29 protein-coding genes and 1 tRNA gene are annotated in these 24,588 nt (G+C 63.4%); 14 read left to right on the top strand and 16 right to left on the bottom strand.

Annotated features, from left to right (window positions below; genetic code table 11):
• Positions 1 to 89 precede the first annotated feature (89 nt).
• The 4 genes from ftsH3 to isiD form a co-directional block, all read right to left on the bottom strand.
• A complete protein-coding gene (gene ftsH3, locus ACXMDM_RS05220; RefSeq protein ID WP_071800876.1) occupies positions 90 to 1,934 on the bottom strand; it encodes an ATP-dependent zinc metalloprotease FtsH3 in 1,845 nt (614 codons plus the stop codon).
• A 131-nt stretch (positions 1,935 to 2,065) separates the two neighbouring features.
• The gene (psbO, locus tag ACXMDM_RS05215) at positions 2,066 to 2,884 is read right to left on the bottom strand and encodes a photosystem II manganese-stabilizing polypeptide (protein ID WP_071800875.1); all 819 of its coding nucleotides are present in this window, start codon (positions 2,882 to 2,884) and stop codon (positions 2,066 to 2,068) included.
• Positions 2,885 to 2,985: 101 nt separating this feature from the next.
• Positions 2,986 to 4,308 carry a bifunctional phosphopantothenoylcysteine decarboxylase/phosphopantothenate--cysteine ligase CoaBC gene (gene coaBC / locus ACXMDM_RS05210; protein ID WP_259723429.1) on the bottom strand — a complete coding sequence of 441 codons (1,323 nt, stop codon included), beginning with the start codon at positions 4,306 to 4,308 and terminating at the stop codon, positions 2,986 to 2,988.
• Complete coding sequence (isiD, locus tag ACXMDM_RS05205) at positions 4,298 to 4,552, bottom strand: protein IsiD (RefSeq protein ID WP_071800873.1); 255 nt, start codon at positions 4,550 to 4,552, stop codon at positions 4,298 to 4,300. Before isiD ends, coaBC begins: the two co-directional genes overlap by 11 nt.
• Positions 4,553 to 4,664: 112 nt before the next feature.
• Between isiD and ACXMDM_RS05200 the strand changes: the two genes are divergently transcribed.
• The 4 genes from ACXMDM_RS05200 to ACXMDM_RS05185 all read left to right on the top strand — a co-directional run bounded on the left by ACXMDM_RS05200 (position 4,665) and on the right by ACXMDM_RS05185 (position 5,732).
• A tRNA-Ala gene (locus ACXMDM_RS05200) sits at positions 4,665 to 4,737 on the top strand.
• A gap of 36 nt (positions 4,738 to 4,773) precedes the next feature.
• Positions 4,774 to 4,929 carry a PCP reductase family protein gene (locus ACXMDM_RS05195; RefSeq protein WP_071800872.1) on the top strand — a complete coding sequence of 52 codons (156 nt, stop codon included), beginning with the start codon at positions 4,774 to 4,776 and terminating at the stop codon, positions 4,927 to 4,929.
• Between the two features lie 84 nt (positions 4,930 to 5,013).
• Positions 5,014 to 5,214 carry a DUF8635 family protein gene (locus ACXMDM_RS05190; protein WP_071800871.1) on the top strand — a complete coding sequence of 67 codons (201 nt, stop codon included), beginning with the start codon at positions 5,014 to 5,016 and terminating at the stop codon, positions 5,212 to 5,214.
• A gap of 179 nt (positions 5,215 to 5,393) precedes the next feature.
• On the top strand, positions 5,394 to 5,732 hold the full coding sequence (locus ACXMDM_RS05185; RefSeq protein ID WP_259723428.1) for a DUF565 domain-containing protein: 339 nt from the start codon (positions 5,394 to 5,396) through the stop codon (positions 5,730 to 5,732).
• A gap of 15 nt (positions 5,733 to 5,747) precedes the next feature.
• Here the strand turns inward: ACXMDM_RS05185 and ACXMDM_RS05180 are convergent, their stop codons facing one another.
• Complete coding sequence (locus ACXMDM_RS05180) at positions 5,748 to 6,773, bottom strand: aspartate carbamoyltransferase catalytic subunit (protein ID WP_259723436.1); 1,026 nt, start codon at positions 6,771 to 6,773, stop codon at positions 5,748 to 5,750.
• Positions 6,774 to 6,907: 134 nt separating this feature from the next.
• On the opposite strand from ACXMDM_RS05180, the gene ACXMDM_RS05175 reads away from it, so the two are divergent.
• Positions 6,908 to 7,051 carry a DUF8629 family protein gene (locus ACXMDM_RS05175; protein WP_259723427.1) on the top strand — a complete coding sequence of 48 codons (144 nt, stop codon included), beginning with the start codon at positions 6,908 to 6,910 and terminating at the stop codon, positions 7,049 to 7,051.
• A 48-nt stretch (positions 7,052 to 7,099) separates the two neighbouring features.
• Here the strand turns inward: ACXMDM_RS05175 and ACXMDM_RS05170 are convergent, their stop codons facing one another.
• The gene (locus ACXMDM_RS05170; RefSeq protein WP_259723426.1) at positions 7,100 to 7,393 is read right to left on the bottom strand and encodes a DUF6679 family protein; all 294 of its coding nucleotides are present in this window, start codon (positions 7,391 to 7,393) and stop codon (positions 7,100 to 7,102) included.
• 89 nt (positions 7,394 to 7,482) lie between these two features.
• Here ACXMDM_RS05170 and ACXMDM_RS05165 point away from each other — a divergent pair, with 89 nt between their 5' ends.
• Positions 7,483 to 8,289: a creatininase family protein gene (locus tag ACXMDM_RS05165; protein WP_259723425.1), complete on the top strand. Its 807-nt coding sequence runs from the start codon at positions 7,483 to 7,485 to the stop codon at positions 8,287 to 8,289.
• A 79-nt stretch (positions 8,290 to 8,368) separates the two neighbouring features.
• Positions 8,369 to 8,689, top strand: coding sequence for an Asp-tRNA(Asn)/Glu-tRNA(Gln) amidotransferase subunit GatC (gene gatC / locus ACXMDM_RS05160; RefSeq protein ID WP_259723424.1), 321 nt, complete (start codon positions 8,369 to 8,371; stop codon positions 8,687 to 8,689).
• Here the strand turns inward: gatC and crtR are convergent.
• The gene (gene crtR, locus ACXMDM_RS05155) at positions 8,664 to 9,698 is read right to left on the bottom strand and encodes a beta-carotene hydroxylase (RefSeq protein ID WP_259723423.1); all 1,035 of its coding nucleotides are present in this window, start codon (positions 9,696 to 9,698) and stop codon (positions 8,664 to 8,666) included. The two genes, gatC and crtR, sit on opposite strands and share 26 nt — an antisense overlap.
• Positions 9,699 to 9,887: 189 nt before the next feature.
• Between crtR and pstS (ACXMDM_RS05150) the strand changes: the two genes are divergently transcribed.
• Positions 9,888 to 10,901, top strand: coding sequence for a phosphate ABC transporter substrate-binding protein PstS (gene pstS / locus ACXMDM_RS05150; protein WP_259723422.1), 1,014 nt, complete (start codon positions 9,888 to 9,890; stop codon positions 10,899 to 10,901).
• Here the strand turns inward: pstS (ACXMDM_RS05150) and modB are convergent, their stop codons facing one another.
• Positions 10,902 to 12,848: a molybdate ABC transporter permease subunit gene (modB, locus tag ACXMDM_RS05145; RefSeq protein ID WP_499570211.1), complete on the bottom strand. Its 1,947-nt coding sequence runs from the start codon at positions 12,846 to 12,848 to the stop codon at positions 10,902 to 10,904.
• Positions 12,849 to 12,853: 5 nt separating this feature from the next.
• A complete protein-coding gene (modA, locus tag ACXMDM_RS05140; protein ID WP_259734931.1) occupies positions 12,854 to 13,582 on the bottom strand; it encodes a molybdate ABC transporter substrate-binding protein in 729 nt (242 codons plus the stop codon).
• 238 nt (positions 13,583 to 13,820) lie between these two features.
• Here modA and ACXMDM_RS05135 point away from each other — a divergent pair, with 238 nt between their 5' ends.
• On the top strand, positions 13,821 to 14,528 hold the full coding sequence (locus ACXMDM_RS05135) for a pentapeptide repeat-containing protein (RefSeq protein ID WP_259734932.1): 708 nt from the start codon (positions 13,821 to 13,823) through the stop codon (positions 14,526 to 14,528).
• Here ACXMDM_RS05135 and arsJ read toward each other — a convergent pair.
• Both arsJ and ACXMDM_RS05125 read right to left on the bottom strand, forming a co-directional pair.
• A complete protein-coding gene (arsJ, locus tag ACXMDM_RS05130) occupies positions 14,517 to 15,824 on the bottom strand; it encodes an organoarsenical effux MFS transporter ArsJ (protein WP_259723418.1) in 1,308 nt (435 codons plus the stop codon). The genes ACXMDM_RS05135 and arsJ overlap by 12 nt on opposite strands.
• Positions 15,825 to 15,827: 3 nt before the next feature.
• Positions 15,828 to 16,877, bottom strand: coding sequence for an ArsJ-associated glyceraldehyde-3-phosphate dehydrogenase (locus tag ACXMDM_RS05125; RefSeq protein WP_259723417.1), 1,050 nt, complete (start codon positions 16,875 to 16,877; stop codon positions 15,828 to 15,830).
• A gap of 77 nt (positions 16,878 to 16,954) precedes the next feature.
• Here ACXMDM_RS05125 and ACXMDM_RS05120 point away from each other — a divergent pair, with 77 nt between their 5' ends.
• Positions 16,955 to 17,338, top strand: a complete 384-nt coding sequence (locus ACXMDM_RS05120) for an ArsR/SmtB family transcription factor (protein ID WP_259723416.1) — start codon at positions 16,955 to 16,957, stop codon at positions 17,336 to 17,338.
• Here ACXMDM_RS05120 and ACXMDM_RS05115 read toward each other — a convergent pair.
• From ACXMDM_RS05115 to pstS (ACXMDM_RS05100), 4 genes are all read right to left on the bottom strand, one after another.
• Entirely contained in the window at positions 17,335 to 18,465 is a 1,131-nt protein-coding gene (locus ACXMDM_RS05115) for a sensor histidine kinase (protein ID WP_259723415.1), read from the bottom strand. The two genes, ACXMDM_RS05120 and ACXMDM_RS05115, sit on opposite strands and share 4 nt — an antisense overlap.
• Positions 18,466 to 18,478: 13 nt before the next feature.
• Positions 18,479 to 19,183, bottom strand: coding sequence for a response regulator transcription factor (locus ACXMDM_RS05110; RefSeq protein ID WP_071802121.1), 705 nt, complete (start codon positions 19,181 to 19,183; stop codon positions 18,479 to 18,481).
• 64 nt (positions 19,184 to 19,247) lie between these two features.
• Complete coding sequence (ptrA, locus tag ACXMDM_RS05105; RefSeq protein ID WP_259723414.1) at positions 19,248 to 19,883, bottom strand: Crp/Fnr family transcriptional regulator PtrA; 636 nt, start codon at positions 19,881 to 19,883, stop codon at positions 19,248 to 19,250.
• A 196-nt stretch (positions 19,884 to 20,079) separates the two neighbouring features.
• Positions 20,080 to 21,060 carry a phosphate ABC transporter substrate-binding protein PstS gene (gene pstS, locus ACXMDM_RS05100; protein WP_259723413.1) on the bottom strand — a complete coding sequence of 327 codons (981 nt, stop codon included), beginning with the start codon at positions 21,058 to 21,060 and terminating at the stop codon, positions 20,080 to 20,082.
• 197 nt (positions 21,061 to 21,257) lie between these two features.
• Here pstS (ACXMDM_RS05100) and ACXMDM_RS05095 point away from each other — a divergent pair, with 197 nt between their 5' ends.
• Positions 21,258 to 21,923 (top strand): ParB-like protein, encoded by a 666-nt coding sequence (locus ACXMDM_RS05095; RefSeq protein ID WP_259723412.1) that lies wholly within the window; start codon positions 21,258 to 21,260, stop codon positions 21,921 to 21,923.
• On the opposite strand, the gene ACXMDM_RS05090 is transcribed toward ACXMDM_RS05095, so the two are convergent.
• On the bottom strand, positions 21,920 to 22,681 hold the full coding sequence (locus tag ACXMDM_RS05090; protein ID WP_259723411.1) for a TIGR01458 family HAD-type hydrolase: 762 nt from the start codon (positions 22,679 to 22,681) through the stop codon (positions 21,920 to 21,922). The genes ACXMDM_RS05095 and ACXMDM_RS05090 overlap by 4 nt on opposite strands.
• Positions 22,682 to 22,910: 229 nt before the next feature.
• Between ACXMDM_RS05090 and ACXMDM_RS05085 the strand changes: the two genes are divergently transcribed.
• From ACXMDM_RS05085 to ACXMDM_RS05075, 3 genes are all read left to right on the top strand, one after another.
• Positions 22,911 to 23,285, top strand: coding sequence for an AbrB family transcriptional regulator (locus ACXMDM_RS05085; RefSeq protein ID WP_259723435.1), 375 nt, complete (start codon positions 22,911 to 22,913; stop codon positions 23,283 to 23,285).
• 101 nt (positions 23,286 to 23,386) lie between these two features.
• Positions 23,387 to 23,992, top strand: a complete 606-nt coding sequence (locus tag ACXMDM_RS05080; protein WP_259723410.1) for a hypothetical protein — start codon at positions 23,387 to 23,389, stop codon at positions 23,990 to 23,992.
• Positions 23,993 to 24,080: 88 nt separating this feature from the next.
• Complete coding sequence (locus tag ACXMDM_RS05075; protein WP_259723409.1) at positions 24,081 to 24,224, top strand: CAB/ELIP/HLIP family chlorophyll-binding protein; 144 nt, start codon at positions 24,081 to 24,083, stop codon at positions 24,222 to 24,224.
• Positions 24,225 to 24,588: the final 364 nt, after the last annotated feature.

Below are 24,588 nucleotides of genomic sequence, written 5' to 3'. Positions count from 1 at the left end.
AAAACTGGCGAAAGGCCCTGTCAGCACGAACCGGGGGCAGGACCGCAAGGAGCGGCAGTGCCCAGAGTCCAACAAGCAGCTCGCCTGATTCAGACGTATTCAGCAACCCGGACATCGCTGCGGATCAGGAGCTCTTGCAGCTCTTCGGCGTCCACGGTTTCTTTCTCCACAAGCAAGCCAGCGAGCTCATCGAGCACCAGGCGGTTGTTGACCAAGACCGACTTGGCGCGGAGGTAGGCCTCATCAACCAAGATGCTGACCTCATCGTCAATGGCAGCGGCGGTCTCCTCAGAGAAGTCACGGTCGGAGGCGATGTCACGTCCGAGGAACATGCCTCCCTGAGAACGGCCAAGGGCAACGGGGCCAAGACGGTCGCTCATGCCGAAGCGGGTCACCATCTGACGAGCCACGCGGGCCACCTGTTGAAGGTCGTTGGAAGCACCCGTGGTGACTTCGTCCTCGCCGTAGACAATCTCCTCGGCAACCCGACCGCCAAGGGCGACGGCCATCTGGTTCTGCAGGTAAGCACGGGAATAAAGGCCTGACTCCATACGCTCCTCACTGGGGGTGAAGAAGGTGAGACCGCCAGCCTGACCGCGGGGAATGATGCTGATTTTCTGAACAGGGTCGTAATCGGGCATCAGGGCACCAACCAAGGCATGGCCTGATTCGTGGTAGGCGACAAGACGCTTGCGCTTTTCGCTCATCACCCGGTCCTTCTTCTCAGGACCAGCCATCACCCGCTCAATGGCGTCGTTGACCTCATCCATCGCCACTTCGGTGAGCTGACGGCGGGCCGCCAGGATCGCCGCCTCGTTCAGCAAGTTGGCAAGATCAGCGCCGGTGTATCCAGGAGTGCGGCGGGCGACCCGATCGAGATCGACATCCTTGGCCAGGGTCTTGCCACGGGCATGGACCTTAAGAATTTGCAGCCGCCCGCTGTAATCGGGCCTGTCGACCACCACTTGGCGGTCGAAACGGCCGGGGCGCAACAGGGCCGAGTCGAGCACATCGGGACGGTTTGTAGCCGCGACGATGATGATGCCGTTGTTGCCCTCGAAACCATCCATCTCGGTAAGGAGTTGGTTGAGGGTCTGCTCCCGCTCGTCGTTACCACCACCGAGACCAGCGCCGCGCTGGCGGCCGACAGCATCGATTTCGTCAATGAAGACGATGCAGGGCGCATTTTTCTTGGCCTGCTCGAAGAGATCACGGACGCGGCTGGCGCCGACACCGACGAACATTTCAACGAACTCGGAACCGGAAATCGAGAAGAAAGGAACCCCTGCCTCGCCGGCGACGGCTTTGGCCAGGAGAGTTTTGCCGGTGCCTGGAGGACCGACCAACAACACACCTTTGGGAATTTTGGCCCCAACAGCTGTGAAGCGATCGGGGTTCTTGAGGAAGTCAACAACCTCAGTGAGTTCGAGCTTGGCGCCCTCAATGCCAGCCACATCACCAAAGGTGACCTGGGTCTGGGGCTCCATCTGAACCCGGGCCTTGCTCTTGCCGAAGCTCATCGCCGGATTGCCGCCGCCTCCCTGGGCGCGACGCAACAGGAAGAAGAGCCCACCGAGCAGGAGCAGCGGGAAGAGTAGGCTGCCGATGGCCTGCTGCCAAGCCGCCGGCTGACGGCTTGGTTGAACGGCGATATCGACGTTGTTGTCAGAGAGCAGCTTCAGCAGATCCTTGTCGGGAGCCAGGTTGACGACGGCCCGGTTGCCATCGTTTTCAACCACTTGGGCGGTACCCCGATCTGGGGAAATCAAGACCCTGGCGATCTGTTTGTCCTGAACGGCCTCGATGAAGTCGCTGTAGCGCAGGTTGCGTGGGGCGTTGGCCGGATCGGGCCGGTCGAGGAAGGCCGTGCCGATTGCGATCACGACGATGGCCAAGAGCACGTAAAGCCCCGCATTGCGCCAGCGATTGTTCACCCTGCGAGCTCCTGAAGAAAAGGTAAAGGAATGTTAACGGGCGAAGGGGCCCACATCGTGAGTCCCTTCTTTTTCATCGACGAAATCGATCCCTTCCAACCCTAGGGACGGAAAAGAAGGGAGCTAGGCGATCAGGCCTCCTCAAGGCGCCCGAAGAGCTGGCCGGTGATTTTGACATCGACGGCAAGCTTGCCGCCCATGTCGGTGTCGGAGGGCTGGATCGCTGTGAACACCCCAGCGAACTCACCGGTGGCGCTGTCCACCTTGGTGATCGAGAGGTTCATGTTGCCGACGCCCTCGACGTACTGCTTGATGTTCTCGGTATTGAGATCCTCGTCGTCACCGGCGGGAACCAAGCCGACTGCGCTGCTGTAACCGGTGGTCAGGCCCCGACCCTTGGGATCGAGGAAGTTACTGGTGCGGTAGCTGGGGGCGCGGTAGCTGCCCTCGAAGTCAGTGCTGGTGCTGATCGACGAGCCCTCGGCCGTAGCCAACAGTTCCTTGCTGGAGAAGCTGAACGGCACCTCCTCACCACCGGGCAGCAGCACAGTGATCGGTTGGAAATCGATGCCACCGAGTTCCTTGAAGCTGAGCTTGTCGCCGGAGATCGTCAGGTCTCCGTACACCTGATCAAGGCTGGAGGTGAAACGGGTGAGGATCTTGCCCTGCACGAACTGGGCCTCCTGGCGCTTGTTCGCCGGTTCGCCCTTGACGAACACCTCGGAGGGGTGGAGGCAGAGATCGCGGAGCTGGTAGCGGATCGAGCTATCCAGGGGGATCGAGCCACGGGCCGAATCAGGCAGGGTCGGGCAGTCGTTCGCCTTGCCGGTATTCACAATGTCGTCATAGGTGACGTTGGCCCGTTCGACGGCTTTGGCACCGCCGCCGCACGCTGTGACGACGGTGAGGCAGAGCGCCAGCGCAAGGGCAAGCAGGGGTCGGAAACGCATGGGGAGAAGCCGAACGGGCAGGGTGAAAAACCCTTAGGCAGGGTGCGCCACTGGCGATCCTACCGATGGAAATCGTTGCTGCTGGCACCCTGTAGCGGCTCTCAACAACCCGTGGATGGAGCCGCTGCTACGGCGGCCTTTCCAGGCGGAACAACAGGTTCGAGCAGGGCGCCCAGGGCCGTGAGCAGCCCATGGGCCACGGCCAGCTTGCTGGCAGGCGCCACGGCCGTGCACTGCTCGCCTGGGCCCAACAGCCAGCCCTGGTTGGTTGCCGCGCCGAAGCCGGCACCGGCCTGATCGATCGGATTGGCGAACAGCAGATCGCAGCCCTTGCGGGCAAATTTGGCGACGGCTTGGGGCAACACGTCCCCTGACTGGGCCGCAAAGCCCAGCAGCTTCTGGCCGGCCGGCCGGCGCTGCACCAGTTCGGCCAGGAGGTCGGGCACCTCCTGCCATCTCCCCTCCAGGCTGGTGCTCCAGTTTTGCTTTTCGCCCTTGTGGGCCAGGGGCGCCATGGCCCGGTGATCGGCCACAGCCGCCGCCATGGCGATGGCGGCCATCTCGGGCTGCCGCCGCCTCAGGGCCTCCTGCAGCTGGGCGGCATTCTCGATCGGGTGGCAGATCAGCCCATCAAGCAGGGCCGGATCCACTCGGAGCGGCCCGTGGATCAGTTCCACCTGGGCACCGCGCAAGCGGGCGGCCTGGGCCAGCATCACCCCCATCAGACCGCTGCTTGGGTTGGTGAGACAGCGGGCCGGATCGAGAAATTCCTGGGTGGGGCCGGCCGTCACCAGCAGCCGTCTGCCCAGCCAGTCGCGCCGCCAACCCCAGAGCTGAAGGGATTCCAGCCCTAGTAACAGCAACGCCGGCTCCGCCATGCGGCCATCGCCCTGGCGGTCGCAGGCCAGCAATCCTGCCTCCGGCTCCAGGGAGAGCACCCGCTCGAACCCTTTGAGCTGCTGCCAGTTGCGCCTCACAGGGGCCGCGCGCCACATCGCGGTGTTCATCGCAGCGGCCGCCAGCACCGGCGCTTCGCAGGCGAGCAAGGTGCTGGCCAGCAGGGTGTCGGCCAGCCCCTGCACCCAGCGGGCCAGGCTGCTGGCACTGAGCGGCGCCACCAACACCAGCTCGGCCCACTCGGCCAGCTCGATGTGCAGGGGGCGGGGGGCCCGATGGCTCCACTGGTCTGCGTCGAGGAAGCAGGCGTGGCGGCTGAGGCTGGCGAGCGCCAGGGGGCTCACCAGGGCAGCGGCGCTCGGCGTCAACAGACAGCGCACCAGGGCACCCCGTTTGGCCAGGGCGCTGACCACCAGGGGCAACTTGACGGCGGCGATGCTGCCGCTGATCCCCACAAGAATGCGGCGCCCCGCCAGGGGATCGGCAAGGCGATCAAGGCCATCAAGGCCCTTGCCCTTACTCCTCATCAAAGGGTTCCTGGTCGACCAAGTGGACGTAGGGGCGGGCCAGTTCGGGCCGGTGAATCGCCAGCGCCCTCATCAGATGCCAGTCCTGCAGGCCAGCAAACGGGGATGGATAGTCATCGTCATCGAGCCGCTGAGCCAGCTCAGCGGTGGCAGCCTCATCGAAGGCCGCCAGCCGCTCCAGGGTGATCGACTCAGACGATGGTTGGCCCGCCTGGGAGTCGGGAAGCGTGGAGTCGGAAGGCATGGAGTCGGGTGCGGTGGACTCGCCCAAGGTGATGAACGAGGAACGAGCTCTTATTCCATCGCATCGGAAGATCGAACGGACGCCTGGGCAACGGTGATAGCTTTCCAGCCAGGGGGATTTAGCTCAGCTGGTAGAGCGCTGCGATCGCACCGCAGAGGTCAGGGGTTCGAGTCCCCTATTCTCCACTTCGCAACTGGATTCTCAATTTCGCAACTGGATTGATGGATTGGACGCCAGCAGCAGAAGCAAAACTCAAAGAAGTACCTTTTTTTGTGCGGCCGGCGGTGCGACGCAAGATCGAAGCGATGGCGGCGGAATCAAAGCGATCCAGCATCGATCTCGACTTTTACGAGCAGGCCAAAGCCAAATTCGGGTAAGAGCAGTGGCTTCTTGCGCATCGGCAGAATGGCTGCAGAACCGGCGATCGGGTAAAAGGGAGTGAGCCATCAGACGCCTGCTCCATGTCGCAATCCAAGCGAGAACAGGTGGTGAGTCACCTCCGCTACATCCGTCAGGAGTTGCGCGAGATGCACCAAGGCGTCATGGAGGACGGTTTGCTGCCTGAGGCTGGCGAGGTCCGCGGCGTGATGGCCCAGATGGAAGCCCTGCTCGAACTCCTTGAGGGCAAGGGCTCCCGCAAGAGCAAGGAAAGCGACAGCTGAGCCGGGTCTCTTGCTGAGTCCCGGCTGTCGAAGATTGGTCGCAGGCAGGTTTTGATTGAAATCACCTATGGATGGCGCCAGGGCCATGGCGTCACTTCAGAAATGGTGTAGACAAGGATCGGCAGGTTGCTGGGTCGGGTGATGGGGATCGCCAACCAGAAGGCCTGCCCCCCCATGCCGTGAGCAGCTACCAGCAAACGCGCCTGCATCGCCAGGTGGGGCTATTCAGCCAGCGGCTGCAGACCTGGGCCGCCAACCCGTGGCGCCGCTTCTCGCTGCAGCTGATCCTGCTGTTGGGTGGTTTCTTCTTCGGTGGCGCGATTGGCATGCTCACCGGTGCCGTCAACTACCTCGATCCCCTGGCGGCCCTGGCCTGTGTCGTGCCAATCGAAGTGAGCGTGCGCTCCCGGCGGCGGCTGCAACAGCAATCCGGCGACAAACTCAACCTCCAACTCATCGATGCCGCCAGGGTCGGCTGGCTCTACGGGCTGCTGATGGAAGGTTTCAAGTTGCTCTGAGCCAGCTCGGAGAGCTCAGGGGAGGGGGACTTCCGCCGCCGCCATCAGATAGAGCAGGGCCATGCGGATCGGAATGCCGTTGCGTACTTGCTCGTCCACCAGAGAAAAAGCTGGGTCATCGAGCAACTCCCCGCTCATTTCCACCCCACGGTTCACTGGCCCGGGGTGGAGCACCGGCACGCCCTGGCCGCAGAGAGCGAGGCGCCGGTGGCTGAGTCCGTAGCGGCGGTGATAACTCTCCAGGCTGGTGAGCAGGTTTTCACGCATCCGCTCCTTCTGCAGCCGCAGGGCCATCACCGCATCAACCCCTGGCAGGGCCTCCTCCAGGCTGCGCACCACGCTGATTGCTCCTCGCTTCAGCACCGGATCGTGGCGCTGGCCGGGTGGGGGGGCCGCCACAAAATCGGCAAAGCATTCGGGCAGGAGGGTGGGCGGACCACACAACACCACATCGGCACCGCAGGCGGTCAGAGCCCAGAGGTTGGAGCGGGCCACCCGCGAGTGGAGCACATCACCGATGATCGCGATCCGCTTGCCGGCCAGGGCCTGCGGCGTTGGAGCCTCTGGCGCGAACTCTCGCGCCAGGGTGAACAGATCGAGCAATCCCTGGCTCGGGTGGCTGTGCAAGCCATCGCCCCCATTGAGCACCGCCACCCGCTCACCGCTGCGATCAAGTTGGCACGCCAGGTTTTCGGGAACGCCGGCGCAGCGGTGGCGCACCACCAGCACATCGGCTCCCATCGCCACGTAGGTGCGGGCCGTATCGAGCAGGCTCTCGCCCTTGGAGAGGGAACTGGAGGCAGGCGAGAAGCTCTGGACATCGGCCGAAAGCCGCCGGGCAGCCAGCTCGAAACTGCTGCGGGTCCGGGTACTCGGTTCAAAGAAGAGGCTGGTGACAAGCTTGCCCTGCAGGGCCGGCAAGCGGCGGGGACCAGTGGTCGGCAGGGATCGAAAGCGTTGGGCCAGCTCCAGCACCGTGGTGAAATCGGCCTGGGAAAAGGCGGCCAGATCCAGAACGTGCCGGTGGCTCCAGCGCTCGATCACCACATTCACGCAGGGGGCCAAGCCATGATCCATGGCCAACGTAGAAGCGACTGGGCGGGCAATTGACGGTCTCCTGCTCGAATGCGGCGACGACCTAGCCTGGCCCTAACGACTTTTGAGCAAGCATTCCCATGTCCAGCGCTCTTTCCAGCTTCAACCTCGGCACTGTGTTGCTGCTGGGAAGCGGCTTGTTTTGCCTGACCACGCTTTATTTCGGTACCCGTGGCGGCTACTACGACACCGACGCCTACGACGGCAACGGCACCGCTCACTGAGCAACGGCAACGCCCTCTCAGCAACCGCAACTGAATCCATGGCTGCTTCTAATGGAGCAACTGCTCGGATTCCGGGCAGTCGCCGGCGGTGGCCAGTTCATCGGCCTGGGTGCTGCGGTTGAAAAAGGCCAGCCGGGTGCTGACCGCGACAATGGATCGCAAACGGACGCTTTCCTCCAAGCTGTGCGATTCATCGTCTTCCTCGGCGTCATAGCGGAAGGTAACCAAGTCCCCTTCGATCTCCACGACGAGTGCTTGCTCGATCCAGAGCTGTTGATCGCGCAGGAACATCCAGATCGGGCGTTTCTCTTTGCGGAACTGATCCAGCTTGCGTACAAGCATTCCGAAGTCCTCGGCTGCAGGCCCGCCCGGATCGACCCCGCACCACCCCAATCCTAGGGATGATGCAACCAACCGTTCCTGACGCCGCCATGACCACAGCCCAGGGTTGCCCAGGTCCGGTGGAGCATGTGGAGGCCATCCGCCTGCAGCTGCGCAGCTGGCCTGAGGTGGAGAGCTATCTCACGACCTGCAAAGCCGTGATCGTGCCCCTGGGCTCCACCGAGCAGCACGGCCCCACCGGAGCGATCGGCACCGATGCCCTGACCGCCGATGCCGTGGCCCTGGAGGTGGGGCGCCGTACCGGTGTGCTGGTGACACCACCCCAACCGTTCGGCATGGCGGAGCACCACCTCGGTTTCGCCGGCACGATCAGCCTTCAGCCCACCACCCTGCTCGCGGTTCTCCATGACGTGGTGCTCTCCCTAGCCCGGCATGGCTTTGAGCGGATCTTCGTGATCAACGGCCACGGCGGCAACATCGCCACCTGCCGGGCGGCGTTCGCCGAGGCCTACGGCACGGCGGCGGCACGGGGTCTGGCCGCGGCTCCGGGCCTGCGCTGCAAGCTGGCCAACTGGTTTCTGGCCGGACCGGTGATGCGGCAGGCCAGGGAGCTGTATGGCGATCGGGAGGGCCACCACGCCACCCCGAGTGAAATTGCCCTCACCCTCCATCTCGAACCGAGCCTGGTCGCCAAGCAGCGGCCGCTGCCAGAGCCTGCCGCGGCCGGGCCGATCCATGGACCGGAGGATTTCCGGCGGCGCCATCCCGATGGACGCATGGGCTCTGACCCCTACCTGGCCAGCGCCGCCCACGGAGCCCTGTTCTTGGAGCAGGCCGCCAGCGCCTTGGCCAAGGATCTCGAAGCCTTCCTGGGCGAAGACATCGCCTCGGGGTGAGGGGCGACCTCAGGCTGATCCTGCCGCCCTGCCTACTGCCCTGCCGCTAGGTTCAGCCCCATTCAGGGAGATCACGGCGATGGGCAGAATCACGGCGGATGACGTGCGCAAGGTGGCTGTGCTAGCCCGGCTTGACCTCGCCGAAGACACGATCACCACCTACACCAGCCAGCTGGAGCGAATCCTCGACTACGTGGGACATCTCGAGCAGGTGGACACCACCGGGGTTCCCCCCACCACCCGGGCCGTGGAAGTGGTGAACGTGACACGCAACGATCAGGTGAACCCGACCCCGGTGCGAGAGGAGCTCCTAGAGCTGGCCCCCCAGAGGCAAGGAGACTTCTTCCGTGTTCCCCAGATCATGGCCAAAGCGATCAAGACGAGCGGGGCGCCGGCGTAACAGCCGTGCGATGCAGCAGGTCGAGCACGTGACGCCGGGTTCGTGCCGTGGGCATCAGTGCCGCAATCGGACGCAGCCGACTACGGCCGCGCTTGTGGCTGCGGATTCCCAGAAAGATGTCATAGAGGAAATTAATTCCATCGTGGCGCGTTTCAAACAATCCCAGACGCTGTGGGGAGCCTTTCGCTTCCAGTAATGGCTTGGTGGCCAGGTAAGCCCGTTGATACTGAAACCAGGGAATCGAGGGCCAGAGATGGTGCACGAGATGGTAGTTCTGCCCCATGATCAGCCAATTCATCAAGCGGCTGGGGTAGACCCGCGCGTTGTGCCAACGGCTTCGTGACAGGAATGGACGGTGGGGAAGGTAATCAAAGAACAGGCCCAACGTGACTCCCACCATCAGAGCTGGAGCAAACCAGCAGTTGAAGATGAAAGGGAGAAAATTGTGTTTAACGGCCGTCAGCACGATCGTCACGAATAAGCCCCGGGCCAGACCCCACTCCAGCAGCTCCCAGCGTCGCCAGAGGCGATGGCGAAAGAAAAAAACCTCGTGATAGAAGAATCGGGGTGCGATCAGCCAGAGCGGCCCGAAGGTGGAAACGATGTGATCAGGATCGCGCTTCGGATCGTTGACATGGGCGTGGTGCTGCAGATGCACCCGGGTGAAGACAGGAAAGCTGAAGCCCAGCAGGATGGCGGCGCCGTGCCCCATCAGCGCATTCCAGAAGCGGCTGGGGTGCGCGGCGTTGTGGCAGGCGTCATGGATGACGGTGCCCTCAAGATGCAGGGCCAGGAAGCCCAGGGCAAGCAGAACGGCCAGGGGCCACTGGCCCACGAACCAGCCCCAGATTGTCAGCCCGGCGAGGCCATAGCCGGCCAAAAAAAGGCCCACGGTTGGGTTCCAAGCCGCCGGAGGACCGAGGAATTCGCGCGGTACCGAGCGGGGCAGCACGGCTTGGCGGGTTGTGGGGGCGCACTGAACAGGCGTCAAGGCCGGAGCTTGTGTCATCGCCTGGATGCTGCGCCTCCCCGATCAAGGTCGGCTCAGCTTACGAGCTGGCAACCGGGAGGTGAGAACCCGCGCTTGAGAATGGCCACGCAGAGGCTGCGCCCCTTAACGCCTGCATAACGAAAACGGCAGCAATCTCCGCTAGGGATAGGGCGCCGCGAATAGACCAACGTGTCCAACAACCAGCAGTTGAAACAAAGCCCCCAGCGCCGGGCCCTGCTTCCAGTCGCTCTTCTTGCCCTGAGCGCCACGATCAGTGCCTGCGGCCAATCGGCCTCCAAGCTTCCCTCGATCAGTGGGGCGGGCGCTAGTTTCCCGAGTGCGGCCTACCAACGCTGGTCTGCCGATTACGCCAAGGAAACCGGCAACCAGGTGAGTTATCAGTCGGTGGGTTCAGGCGCCGGGGTCCGGCAATTCATCGCCGGCACCGTCGATTTCGGCGCCACCGATGAGCAACTCAAGGGCGATGATTTCACCTCCGGCGCCGCCGGTGAACGGGGTGCGCTGCAGATTCCGATGCTGGGTGGCACCGTCACCCCCGCCTACAACAACCCCGACTGCCCGAATCTCAAGCTCACTCAGGCCCAGCTCGCCGATATCTTCCTGGGCAAGATCACTGACTGGAGTGCGCTGGGCTGCCCCAGCAAGCCGATCACCGTGGCCCACCGCTCCGATGGCTCCGGCACCACCTATGCCTTCACCAATTCACTGAGCTGCTTCTCGCCGGAGTGGGAAGAGAAGGTGGGGCGGGGCAAGGCGGTGGACTGGCCGGTCGGCGTTGGCGCCAAAGGCAATGAAGGCGTGGCTGGCCTGATCCAGAACACCCCCGGTTCGATCGGCTACGTCAACCAGGCCTTCGTGCGTGGCGTGATCCTGCCGGCGGCGCTGGAGAACAAAGAGGGGCAGTTCGTGCTGGCCACTGCGGAGAGCGGAGCGGCGGGCCTCAATGGCGTCACCCTTGATGAACGCCTGGGCGGTGAAGAATGCAATCCTCCCGGCGCCGAAAGCTTCCCGATCGTCGCTTTCACCTGGATCCTCGCCTACGAAACCGGCGGTGAAACAAAGGCCGATGCGGTCCGCGCCTTCCTCAACTGGTCGTTGCAGGACGGACCGCAGCAGATGGCGGCGGAGCTGGGCTACGTGCCCCTCAAGGGCGACGTGCTGGAGCGGGCCAAGGCCGAGGTGGCCAAGATCAAGAACTGATCAGGCCCCGGCTGGGGGCGGCTGGCTCTGCCGCAGCAGCATCAGCCGCTCGATCGGCATGGTGAGCCACCAGGGCTGGAGCTGCTCGCGCAGCTCCAGCCACTGGGCACGGGTCACCTTCACATGAAGCGCCGCCGGCTCCGTCCCTGCATCCCCGCCTGGCAGACCATTGGTGGCCTGGAGCACCACGTAGGCGCTCACCTGGAAAGGCCCTTCACTGGCCTTCAACAGCCAGACCGGCCACTGGTTCGGCAACTGATTCGGGAACTGATTCAGCCCCGGATCAGGGGGCAGGATTCCCTGGGGCGCTGGCGTGGCACCAAGCCGCAGGTGGGTGGCGCGGATGCCCACATGGGAGAAGCCTGGCCTGCTCTGCAGGGCCGGGGGCAAGTCCAGCCCCCAGTCGAGAGCGCGGAAGCGTCCCGTCGCCAGCGGTCGCAGGCGTGAAAGGTTCTTGCAGCCGCTCAGTCGGGCCACCGCCAGCTCACTGGGCTGCTCGAACACCTGCTGCGGCGGCCCCTGGGCCAGCACCCGACCCTGGTCGATCACCAGCAGCTCATCGCTGAGCCGGTAGGCCTCCTCCAGGTCATGGGTCACCAGCAGGGCCGGCACGCCGGTGGCCGCAAGCACGTCGGCGAGCTGTTGCTGCAACTGGGGCCGCAGATAGGCATCCTGGGCGGCGAAGGGCTCATCGAGCAACAGCAGCTCAGGTTCACTCGCCAGGGCCCGGGCCAGGGCCACCCGTTGCTGCTGACCTCCGGAGAGCTGGGCGGGATAGCGCTCCGCCAGGGCCGACAGGCCCAGATGCTCCAGCTGCAGCCCCACCCGCCTGCCTCGCTCAGCCCGAGGCAGGAACGCCAGCGAAAAGCTCACATTGGCGGCCACGGTGAGATGGGGGAAGAGGGCGTAGTGCTGCAGCACCAGGCCGATCCGCCGCCGGCGCAACGGCAGGTCGATGCCGGCCTCCGCATTGAACAGCGTGCGGCCATTGAGGCTGATCCGCCCGCTGGTTGGACGCTCCAGGCCCGCCAGGCAGCGCAGCAACTGGCTCTTGCCCGCCCCCGAAGCCCCCAGCACCGCCAGCCGACGGGAGTTGCTGCGGAAGGCGATCCGCAGGGGAAAGCCACCCAAGGGGCGCAGGAGCCGCACCTCCAGCTGGGAGGGGCCCTGGGCGGGCGGGGGCCCTTCGGCGACCGTGTGGACCAGGGAGATTCCCGTCTCCACAGCGGCTTCGCCGAAATCAGCAAGGTTCCGTGTATCCGGCGCCTGCCTGCGGCTGGCAGCAGGGGCCACAAGCCGCTCCAGCAGCAACAGGCTGCAGGCGTTGAGCAGCAGCACCAGGGCAGTCAGCCGCCAGGCCCCGCCGATATCACCGGCATCCACGGCGGCAAAAATCGCCAGCGGCAGGGTCTGGGTGCGGCCCGGGATATTGCCCGCCAACATCAAGGTGGTGCCGAACTCCCCCAGCGCCCGGGCAAAGCTGAGGCTCACCCCGGCCACCAGGCCCGGCAGCGCCAGCGGCAGCACGATCCGGCGCAGCACCTGGCCTTCATCGGCACCGAGGCTGCGGGCCACCTCTGGCAGGGAGGGATCGATCTGCTCGAAGGCCGCCAGTGCCGCCCGATACATCAGCGGAAAGCTCACCACGGCCGAGCTGAGCACCGTGGCGGGCCAGCTGAACAGGAGCGAAACCCCCAGCGGTTCCAGCAGCATCCCGATCGGCCCCTGGCCTCCCAGCAGTTGCAACAAGACGAACCCCAGCACCGTGGGCGGCAACACCAACGGCGCCAGCAGGACCAGATCGGCCAGGCTGCGGCGCAAACCCCGCCAGCGCTGCACCCGGCGGGCCGCCAGCACCCCGAGCGGAGCGACCAGCAGAACCGCGAGCGAGGCACTACGCAGGGAGAGCCAGAGCGGGGTGAGGTCAGCCGGGAGGATGAACAGCATCGGGCTCAGGGCCGCGTGAGAGGGATCAGGCCCTGGCGCTGGAACGCCGCAGTGGCAGCAGCCGCGCTGAGCGACGCCAGATAGGCACGGGCAGCATCGGGTTGCCGGCTGGCGGCGATGACCGCTCCGGAATAATTGATCGGCCGGTGGCTGGCCTCCGGAGCTGTATCCGCCACCCGCAAACCGGAGCCAGGGCGCGCCTCACTGGCATAAAGCAGACCGGCATCGACGTTGCCAGCGGCCACAGCGACGGCAACAGCCCGCACCGACCCCAACGGGATCAACTTCGGCTCCAGCCTGGCGGCAAGCCCGAAAAAGGCCAGGGCCTCGCGGGCGTAGTCGCCGGCGGGCACGGTGGCATCGCCGATGGCGATCCGAGCGATCGAGGGACGGCTCAGATCCTGGAAGCGCAAGCGGCTGAGCGGCTGCCGTTCGGGCACCACCAGCACCAGACGGTTAGTCAGCAACTCGCGTCGGCTGCCCTGGAGCAGCAGTCCGCGGGTCTCCAGCCGATCGAGCTGACGGGGGCTGGCCGAGAGGAACACATCCACGGGAGCTCCCTGGGTGATCTGACTAGCCAGCGCCCCTGAGGAGGCGAAGCTGAACTGGGGGGGCGCTGGCGCTGCCACTGCAGCCAGTTGGATCAGGGGTTCCCTCAGGCTGATGGCCGCAGCCACCGTGAGCGAATCCGGCGGTGGGGAGCAGGCAGCCAGGCCCAGGATCAAAGTGGCCAACACCTTGAATTGACCGAGGCAGGCCATGGCGAACCTTCGGTCTTTGTTGAGTCGTACTGAAATTTAGTGTGGCCATTGTTGTGCTGGACATCGGGCCAACAGCCCCCCACCAATCACCAAATGGGGAGCCCGAGCTGTTAGGGCTGGCCGAAAGGCTGGTGATGGCCGCCCAAAGACAGCAACTAGAAGTCTGGGGACCAGTGTCTGTATGGAGGCCGAGCAAGTGGATGCGAACCAAATGGAGCCCAACCAAGCGCGGTTGCCCACCACAGGCCAGGAGTTACGCCTCGCCCTGGCAGAGGGTCGGCGTCAGTTCCAGGGCCTGCGGCTGGCTGATCTCGATGGGGTGAATCTGGATCTGTCCGGTTGCGACCTCAGCCAGGGCTGCTTTCGTGAATCCCGGCTCGGCAAAGCGTCGCTGCGGCACTGCCGGGTCGAGGGGGCCAACTTTGCCCAGGCGCTGATCTGGGGCGCCGACCTCTTTGGCCTGCAAGCAACGGGCTCCCGCTGGCATGGGGCGGATTTTTCCAGCTCAAGGCTGCAGCAGGCTGATTTCAGTGAGGCCATGATGCATCGCTGCTGCCTGCGTGGCGTGGTCGCCGCTGGCTGCTGCTGGCGTAAGGCGGGCTTGGTGGAAGCGGATTTCAGCGCCGCGCTCGACCAGCTCACCGATCTCGGCGGCGCCGATTTTTCAGACGCCGACCTCAGTTATACCGTATTCAAGGGCGCCCAACTTGCTGCAGCCCAGCTGCGTGGAGCATGCCTCTATGGCGCCGATCTCAGGCAGACCAACCTGGCGCAGGCGGACCTGCGGGGCTGCGACCTGCGCGATTGCCAGCTCAGCGGTGCAGCTCTGAACCAGGCCCGACTCGACGGTGCCTTGCTTCCAGAGGGCTGGGACCAAGGGGGAACGCCAACCGAAAACAAGCCGTTTTCAGCCCGATGAGCCAGCACTGACGATCCGCTGAAACCTAGGCACAGGCAACCGCAGGCTGCTCAACCAGGACAGCCCCACCAAAAGAGCCGAGCACCAGAGGCAGGCCTGTAGCCCACCGACCATGAACAAAGCCCCCGAGAGCAAGGTCCCCAGCAGGCGGCCCGCCGCATTGGCCATGTAATAGAAGCCCACGTTGAGGCTCACCGATTCGGCATCGGCATAGGCCAGAACCATGTAGCTGTGAATCGAGGAATTCATGGCGAAGACGGCTGCAAAGACTGCCAGGCCCACCACAATCACCACGCCAGGATGGGTCGGCCCGCGCCAGAGCGCCACGGCGATCAGGGCTGGAACGGCGGTGAGCAGGGCGCTCCAGAACTGGACTGCTGCAGGGCCCGGCGGGCCGCCGCTGCCCCAGGCCCGTCGCAGGCTTGGAGCGGCTGCCTGAACGATCCCGTAGCCGATCACCCAGAGGCCCATGAAGCCGCCCACCTCCCAGAACGCCCAGCCCAGGGTCGTCCCGAGGAACACCGGCAACGCCACGACGAACCAGACATCGCGGGCACCAAAGAGAAAGAAACGGGCCAGCGACAACCTGTTGATGCCGGCGCTCGTGGAGAACAGGCTCAAGAAGGCCGGCTTCTGCTTCATGCGGCCGATCTCGGCGGGCAGCACCAGGGTGCCGAGCAAGGTGAGCAGCAGGCCGCCAGCCATCGCCGCCACCGCGGAGGAGAAGCCGATGCTGGTGAGCAGCAAGCCGCCGAGGAAGAAACCGACGCCCTTGAGGGCATTCTTGGAGCCGGTGAGGATCGCCACCCAGCGGAACAATTGCTGTTGCCCGAGGCCAGGATCCTCCGGGGTTTCCGGCACCACCGTTTTGATGGCGCTCTTGGCGCTCATCTTGTTGAGATCTTTGGCGATGCCGCTGATCGCCTGGGCGGCCATCACGTAACCCAGCGAAAACAACCGGGGCCAGCTGGCCGACACCGGCACCAGCATCACCAGCGCCACGATCTGGAGCACCAGCCCGGCCCAGAGGGTGAGTCGCAGGCCGAAGCGGGCCCCGAGCCAGCCGCCAGTGAGGTTGGTGACGATGCCGAAGAATTCGTAGAACAGAAACAGGAAGGCGATCTCCAGGGAGGAGTAACCGAGTTGGTGGAAGTGGAACACCACCAACATCCGCAGGGCCCCGTCGGTGAGCGTGAAAGCCCAGTACGACGCGGTGATCACCGCGTACCGCCCGATCGGCGAGAGATGGTGCGGCGAAAGGCTTGGGGCCGGAGGCTGGAAATCGGGACGGCCCATAGCTCAGCGCCCCTCCACAGCGGCCACATGGCAGGCCAGATCGGCCAGGCGGCAGCTGTAGGCCCACTCGTTGTCGTACCAGGCGTAGACCTTGAGCTGGCTGCCGCCGGTCACCAGGGTGGAGAGACCGTCGACGATCGCACTGCGAGAATCATTGACGTAGTCGCAGGACACCAGGGGCTGGGTTTCGTAGCCCAGGATTCCCTGTAGGGGGCCGGTGGCGGCGGCCTCAAAAGCGGCATTCACCTTGCCAGCACTCACCTGCTGCTCCAGCTCCAGGACCACATCGGTGAGTGAGGCGTTGAGCAAAGGCACCCGCACGGCATGGCCGTCGAGCTTGCCGGCCAGATCGGGGAAGATCAGGCCGATCGCCCGGGCCGAACCGGTGGTGGTGGGGATCAGGCTTTGCAGGCCGGAGCGGGCCCGGCGCAGGTCGCTGGCGAAGCCATCGACCATCACCTGGGTTCCGGTGACGTCGTGAAGGGTGGTAATCGAGCCGTGGCGGATCCCGAAGGACTCATGAACCACCTTCAGCAGCGGAGCCAGGCAGTTGGTGGTGCAGGAGGCCGCGGTGAGCAGGCGGTGGCGGCCGGGGTCGTAGAGCCCGTGGTTGATGCCGAACACCACGTTCAGGGCTTCCTCGCCGGCAATCAGGCCACGTACCGGACAGGCAACGATCACCCGTTGCAGGCCCAGCTGGCTGAAGTAGGGCTCCAGCGCCGCTGGAGTCTTGAATTGGCCGCTGCACTCGAGCACCACGTCCACACCCGCCTCCCTCCATGGCACGGCGGTGGGATCGGATTCCGCGCTGAAACCAACGGTTCCGCCTGATCCGCCGGCCCCGATCAGAAGACCGGCGGGGTCACCGGGAGCGGCTGGATGCACGGGCTGGGACCAACGGCCATGAACCGAGTCGAAGCTCAGCAGATGGGCGGCACTGACGGTGGTGGCCTTGGGGTCATTGAGGTGGACCACCGAGAGACCTGCCCGGCCCCAGAGGGCCCGTAAAACCAGGCGTCCGATCCGCCCAAACCCATTGATTCCGAGTTTCATGGAGGTGTCCGCCGCCGCTGGCGACAGGGGCGCGACGGCGTCCAGCCAGCCTCGCATCAATCAAACTTGATTGGTTTATGCCCCGGTTAAGCCAGCCCAGCCCTCTGCCTCCCATCCCTGAGCCCGCCCCGGTCACCGCCCCAACTGCAGCTGCCACCGAACTCGATGACAGCCAGGCCCGCCAGCTGCTCAAGGCCCTCGGCGATCCGCTGCGGCTGCAGGTGATCCAGGCGCTGGCGCAGGGAGAGCGCTGCGTCTGCGATCTCACCACCGACCTGGATCTCTCCCAGTCACGGTTGTCGTTCCACCTCAAGGTGCTCAAGGACGCCGGCCTGCTCAGCGACCGCCAACGGGGCCGCTGGATCTACTACCAGCTCAAACCTGAGGCGCTTGAAGGCCTGCGCAGCTGGTTGGCCCAGCTGCAGGAACGCTGCCTGCTGCCCGCCGAACCCTGCCCCTAGATCCCCTTGGGCAGCACCAGCTCCATCACCGCCCCACCGCCGGGGTGGTTGCGCCCGCGCACCCGTCCCGCGTGGGTGATCGCGATCTGCTGCACGATCGCCAAACCAAGGCCGCTGCCCGCCCGGTGGGAGCGGACCCGGGAGGGATCGCCGCGATAAAAGCGCTCAAACATCCGCTCGAGGTCGTCGTCGTTGAAGCCGCAACCGTGGTCGCGGATCTCCAGCTCCCACCACTGGTTCGCACCCAGCAAGCGCACCTCCACCACACCCTGATCCGGGCTGTAGCGCACAGCGTTGTCCAACAGGTTGAGCAGGGCCCGGTGCAGGCGGGACGAATCCCCCCAGAGCAGGCTAGAAGGTGGCTCGGGAAAGCTGAGCTGTACGCCGCGCTGCTCGGCCAGGGGGCGCAGGGTCGTCCAGACCTCCTGCACCAGTTCGGCGAGATCGAGCACCTCGTAGCGCCGCTCATCACGGGGCAGGCTGTTCTCCAGCTGGGAGAGTTCGAGCAGATCGCCCACCAGGCTCTGCAGCCTTTGCAGTTCCCGCTGCAGGCGCTCGATCAACTGTCGGTTGGGGCCCTTGGACTGGGCCGCCAGGCTGTCCCCGAGCAACAGCAATGAGGTGAGCGGTGTCTTGAGTTCGTGGGCCACATCGCTCACCCAGCGGCCCTGTTGGTCCAACTGCGATTCCAGGGATCGGCGGCTGTTGAGCCACAGCGCCACAGATCCATCCCCTCCCGGCAGCAAGGTGACCTCGATTGGGTCCTCGCCCAGGGACCACTCCCGCCGCTCCGGCAGCTGGTGCCGCAGCACGCTATGCACGGCCTCCTCCAGATCGCTTGATTGGACCAGCTCACGGAAGGGCTGCCCGCGCACCAGCTGGCCGGTTGGAATGTTCAGCAACCGCTCGGCCTTGGCATTGATCGAATGAACCTGGAGGTCGTCATCCAGCAACAGCCACCCCAACGGCGCCGCTTCCAACCAACGTTGCAGTTGCCCCCGGCGCAGGATCAGGTCGGTCCCAGGTCGGGCGACGCCGGCCCGATGCCGCCCCCGGGCGAAGCCGATCCGAAGGCCAAAGCCCAGGCCAAGCAGGAGGCCCAGCCCGGCAGCGATCACGGCTGTCATGGCAGGGATGCTGTCACCCGAAGCGGTAGCCGAAGCCCCGCACGGTGAGGATGTGCAGCGGAGCGGAGGGATTGGCCTCAAGCTTTTCCCGTAACCAGCGGATATGGACATCCACCGTTTTGGTGTCCACGACGTAATCCGTTCCCCAGACCTGATCGATCAGCTGGTTGCGGTTCCAGACCCGGCCAGGGTTCTGCATGAAGAATTCAAGCAGCAGATACTCCTTGGGTGCGAGAGACACAGTCTGACCGTTTCGCGTGACGCGGAACTCATCGGGATAGAGCGTCAGCTCCGCGTGGGTGAGCACGGCGCCCAGCGGAAATTTTTCAGCACTGTGTTTGGAACGGCGCAACAGGGCACGGCAACGGGCCACTAACTCGCGCAGGCCAAACGGTTTGATCAGATAGTCGTCGGCACCAAGTTCAAGGCCAAGAACCCTGTCCGTTTCGGTATCACGCGCACTCACCATCAGAATCGGTGTCAAGGAATCAGAGCGGCGCAGATGGCGGCAGACATCCAATCCGCCCAGGCCCGGAAGCATCAGATCCAGCAAAACAAGATCGAATCTTGCCGTTCCCTGGGCCTGGCTGGCATCGAATTGCTCAATCGCCTGACGTCCGTCAGCAGCGCAGGCCACATCGAAACCTTCGTGCTGCAGAACGTCCGCCAAGGTGGTGCGGATGCCATCGTCATCATCAACAATGAGCAGGCGCGGCATGCAGTCGGCAATCTGATCCTTCAAGCTAGGTGATCCATCTGCCGCTTCAGCTCTGCCTGCCAAATCAGCTCTGTTTCGGCAGATGGCTGATCACCAGGTGACGTTGGCCATCAATCTGAAGCCAGCCCTCGTCTTTGAGTAGACCAAGCACCCGGGTCACCGTGACGCGGGTGGTGCAGAGGGCACTCGCTAGTTCCTGGTGGGTGAGGCGAAGGTTGAGCCGCAGACCCTGCTCGCAGACCTGGCCGTAATCCTGGGCCAGCAGCTCCAGAAAACCGCGAATTCGCTCCTCAACCCGGCGCAACCCCAGCAAGGACAACATCGTTTCCGCCTGGTGATAACGGCTGACCACTGCCTGCATCATCGCCATAGCGAGATGGGGCGATTGCTCAATCTCGGCACAGGACAAACAGAGCATGTCGCTATCGCAGAGTGTGAACGCTTCAAAGGCCAGCACGTTGGTGAGCGGTTCACCGAACGGCTCATTGGGCCCCGCCAGCCCCAGCAACAGGGGATCGCCATGGATGGTGACGGCTTCCAGCTTCACCATTCCCCGCACCACCAGCCAGATGCAATTCTTGAGCAAAGGAACGGCGCTACCTGCTGTGATGTGCAGCAAGTTGTGATTGCGATAACTGGTTTCAAGGACATCTCGAATCGCATCACTGCGACCGGTATGGCGAAACGGACTCGTGACCATGGTCTTCGTAGAAAGACGCCCAACGACTGTATGGAAGAAGACAGACCGTTAGGCAAAGGGGCGATGAGCGGCTGGTTAACCATGGGCTAAGGAGGGCTCCGGCTCCCTTCACCAGAGGGAACAAAAAGGGGGCCCGAAGGCCCCCGACAATCAGCGCAGCGCTGGCAGGCTGCCTGGCCCCAGCCACCAGGTCAGGTCAGGAGCCGATCCTTCCCACCGCCTTCTTGGCGTTGTTGAGAATGGCGCCGCGCAAGGGCACATAGCCAAGGTCGTCAGCTTTGCCCTGGGCTACTGGGCTGAGCAGATAGCTGATGGCTCTGCGGATGTTGCCAGCCTTGGCACCATTGCCACTCCGATAGGCCAACACCCAGGTAAGGGTGGAGATCGGGTAGCTGTCAGCCCCGGCAGGGTTGGGTTCTTCCCCAGCCAGCATGCTGTTGAGCTGGATGTTATTGAGAGCAGCGGCCCCACTCTTGAGGTTGGGAAGCACGAATTTACCGGCCTTGTTCTGAACGGCCGCCGCTTTGATCTTGCCCTTCACGAAAGCCTGATTGAGGTAGCCGATCGAGCCAGGCGTGTTCTGGATCACACCGGACACTCCTTCGTTGCCTTTGCCGCCCACGCCAACGGGCCACTTGACTGCCTTCCCCTCACCCACCTTGCTTTTCCAGGTTGGGGAAAAGGTGGAGAGGGAGTTGGTGAAGGCGAAGGTGGTGCCGGAGCCATCCGAGCGATGCACCACCGTGATCTTTCCAGCAGAGCAATTCAGTTGCTTCCAATCGGTGATCACACCGAGGAAGACATCCGCCACTTGCTTCTGGGTGAGCTTGAGGTTGCAACCAGGCTTGTTGAAGGCAATGGCAATCGTGCCGCCAACGGTAGGCAACTGAACAACGCCACGGCGTACTTTGGCAGCATCAGCGGAGCTGATCGGTTCATCGGTGGCGGCGAAATCAACGGTGCCAGCGATGAATTGCCGGACTCCAGCTCCTGAACCCACCGACTGGTAATTCACCTTGGGACCGCCTGAATTGGCAAGATCTGAGAAGGCGCGCTGATAGAAGGGAGCGGGGAAGCTGGCACCGGCACCGTTTAGAAGATTTTGCGCTGAAACCGTTGCGCCCGTACCAATAACGGCAATGACACTGAGTACCAGAGCCTTCGTTGTGAGGGTCATCAGAGCAAGGAATCAAAATCCAACCAATAGCTAGCAGGCTATTCGCAAGGATTGCGTTATGTGAGAGTTAAGAAGATATCAAGATTGAGATTAGATATTACTCGCAGATTTCGCCCCATCAACGAAGATGGGGCGGTCAACCATGGCCAACGCTGGCAGATCAAACCCCTGTCACTGGCCTGTCGCGCCCAGCCTTGATGGCTTTCCACCTTCCTTCCTGCCAACCCCTGCCGCCCCCACCAGAATCCGGCGAGGAGCTGCTCGAGGTCGCGGCTTCTGCCCTGCAGCCCACCCAGCTCTGCATCGGTCTTGCCGAGGTGCGGCGTCGCAGGGCCGACTTCGCCCGCCAGAGCGCCAAGGAGCGGCGCGCTTACCTGCGCGGCAAACCCGTGCCGCTGGTGCGCAGTGCCAGCGGAGCGCTCTGGATGCTCGACCGCCATCACCGCCTGGGCGGTCTGATCGCGGTCGATCCCGACGCCACCACCTTCGGCTATGTGGTTCTGCAGCTGGAGAGCAGAGATCGCCTCGAGATTCTGCAAGCACTCAAAGAACGGGGCTGGCTCTACCTCCACGATGCCCGTGGTCGGGGGCCGCTTCCGCCCGAAACCTTGCCCACGAGCCTGGCAGGCCTACAGGACGACCCCTACCGCAGCCTGGTCTGGGCCCTCAAACAGGAGAAACGGATCGCCGCGGCGCCGTTGATTCCTTTCCATGAATTTCGCTGGGGCGCCTGGCTGCGCAGCCGCAGCCTGCCCCCCTTCGACTCCCTGCGCCTGGAGCCGGCCCTTCCCGCCGCCAGGGCCCTGGTTCGCTCCACAGCCGCGTCCCACCTGGCGGGCTGGCAAAATGAACCTCCGGGCTAAGGCCTGATTGACCAAGCGAACTTGGCCGGCAGCTCGGCAACACTGGCGATCAGGCTGGCCTGGGGGGGCAGCCGCAGCTGGTCGACCTGCTGGTATTTGCCGGTTTGCACCAGGCAGCCAGCCAGGCCAGCAGCCATCGCCCCGATCACGTCCGCCTCCAGATCGTCGCCCAGCATCAGGCAGTGCTGTGCGGAGAAATTCGTCGACGCCACCAGCTCGGCATAGAAGTCAGCCGACGGTTTACCAAGCACCACCGCCTGAATGCCGGCTGCCCATTCGATCGCCTGAAGGAAGGCGCCGGCGTCGAGCAAAAGCTCGCCCCCTTCGCGGAAATAGCGATTCCGGCCGATGCCGATCAGCGGCAGGCCCTGCTGAACGAGCTGGAAGACCCGGTTCAAGGCCCCATAACTGAAACCGTCGCGGGCATCACCGAGCAGCACGCAATTCGGCGGATCCCCAGCCAGATCGGCGAAGGCGACGGCAATGGCCGGATGGACCAGGAGATGGGGCCTCAAATGGTGGCGCAGCAGGTAGTGCCGGGCGGCCAATGGCGCCGTGAACAGCTCAGTGGCTTCGAGGGCAAAGCCCATCTGGCGCAGGTCACGCAGGATCGAGCCGTGGCCCTTCGTGGCCGTATTGGTGACAAAGCGAAGCGTCAGTCCCCTGCCCCGGGCCTCGCTTAAGACCTCAATGGCGCCGGGGATCGGAGCCCTGTCCTCGACCAGGACTCCGTTGATATCAAGGAAGAGTGCCTGCATCACGAGGATCGAGCGGAGGGAGCCCAACCCATCCGCACCTGGCAACTCACACTAACTATTCAAAAGAAATGACGGCCAAAATGGGTCTGGCGGCCATGCCGATCGAAAGAGTTGATACAAGCCGGGCGAGCTAGGAGTCTTCACAGCAAAGCGAGAAAAAGCCTGGCGGTTGCCATTGAAGAGAGGCCGATCGATTGCTACATTGATGGAGCGAACCAATTCGAACATCATGCTGACTGGCACCGAACTGCTGAGCAAAGTCAAGGAACTTGGCGATGCTTCCAAATCTGACCTGGTGCGTAGCTGCGGTTACCTGAGCTCCAAGAAGGATGGCAGTGAGCGGCTCAATTTCACCGCGTTCTATGAGGCCCTGCTCGAAGCCAAGGGAGTCACCCTTGGCAACGGAAATGGTGGCGGAATCGGTCTCAAAGCTGGCCGCAAACTCAGCTACATCGCCACGGTTCAGGGCAATGGAAATCTGCTGGTGGGCAAGGCCTACACTGGGCTTCTCGACCTCAAGCCCGGTGATGAGTTCGAACTGAAACTGGGGCGCAAGCAGATTCGCCTAGTCCCTGTCGGTAGCGAAGAAAGCGACGAAGACTGAAACGAACAGATCGTCAAGCTGCTTGAAACGATCCAATTTGCTGCCCTGGCAACAGGGCACAGACATGTCAGGCTTGGTATCTGTTCGTGGCGTTTCTCGGAATGGGAATTTCCGCAAAGTGGCTTGTTCCCGGTTTGATCACCGGCTTACTTCAAGCTTTTGGTATTGGCCTTGTTCCCTGGGCCAGTGATGCCCTTGCCCAGGGAACAACGCCGCCAACGCTGCAGAGCGAACAAGATCCCAAGCCAGCGGAACAGCCGAACGCCAAACCTGCTGCCGAAGCAGGGAAACCACCGGCTGAGGATCTGAGCGCAAAAGAGAAAGAGCTGCTCGAGCGGATCCGCAAGCTCAAGGCACCGCGCTGGCGCAGTTTTGGCCCCTGTCGTTACGACTGGAATGCTTGGCGCCTAAGCGAAGGAGCGGTGCGTTCCACGAGCGTGGAATGTGGCGATCCCCCGGTGCTGGGCAGCGTGGCAGTTCATTGCGCCAGCCTGAAGCTGAACCGCAGGACGGGCACTGAGGCCTGGCAGGGGTGGCGCTTGCCGCTCTCCATCGAAGAGTCCAAGACCAATGGCGGCGAGGACCGGATGGCTGCAATGCTCTGCGCCAACGCCCAGCCAATCCCAGGAGCAGCCGGGACAACAGCCTCACCCAGAACACCCCCTGCAGTGGTCGCGCCAGCCAAGGCCACGCCAAAGGCACCCTGATTCGGGGGAAGCAGAAGCAAAGGCGCGGGAATTCGTCACAGATCGCAATGGTGGTGTTAAGCTTGATGAAGACCACCCACTCAATCCCATGACTGAATCCACCTCCCGCTTTGGCTTCGTTGAATTTGCCGAAACCTGGAATGGCCGTCTTGCCATGCTTGGTTTTGTGATCGGCCTCGGCACTGAATTGCTGACCGGCCAAGGCATCCTGACTCAGATCGGTCTCGGCTGAATTTAGAGCATATTTTCAAGTTGCCAGGTTTCCCAATTTTTTGGGGCCTGGCATTTTGCTTGGCATCGATAAATTGATATGACAGGACAGCAAGAAAGGCCAAAAGAAAATTGGCAATTTTCAACAAATCTAGATCGAGTGATCGCAATCAAAATCGAAATGCAGACTGCATATCAAGAGCAGCCTGTAAAGCCAAAAAATCAAGCTGTTGCCGAATAACCGCCTATTCTTACATACAGAGCTAGGCAGCACTTCAAACTAATTAGTACATGAGACGCAAGCTACATCCTATGGATCTTTAGTCAATATGAGTTTGCCAACAATATAACAATGAATGTCAAATAATTCCGACTTTGTAGCTCAG

It is taken from the genome of Synechococcus sp. CS-603, assembly GCF_977929215.1.
Note: the sequence above shows the minus strand (reverse complement) of the source record. Positions and strands in the feature narration are given on the sequence as shown.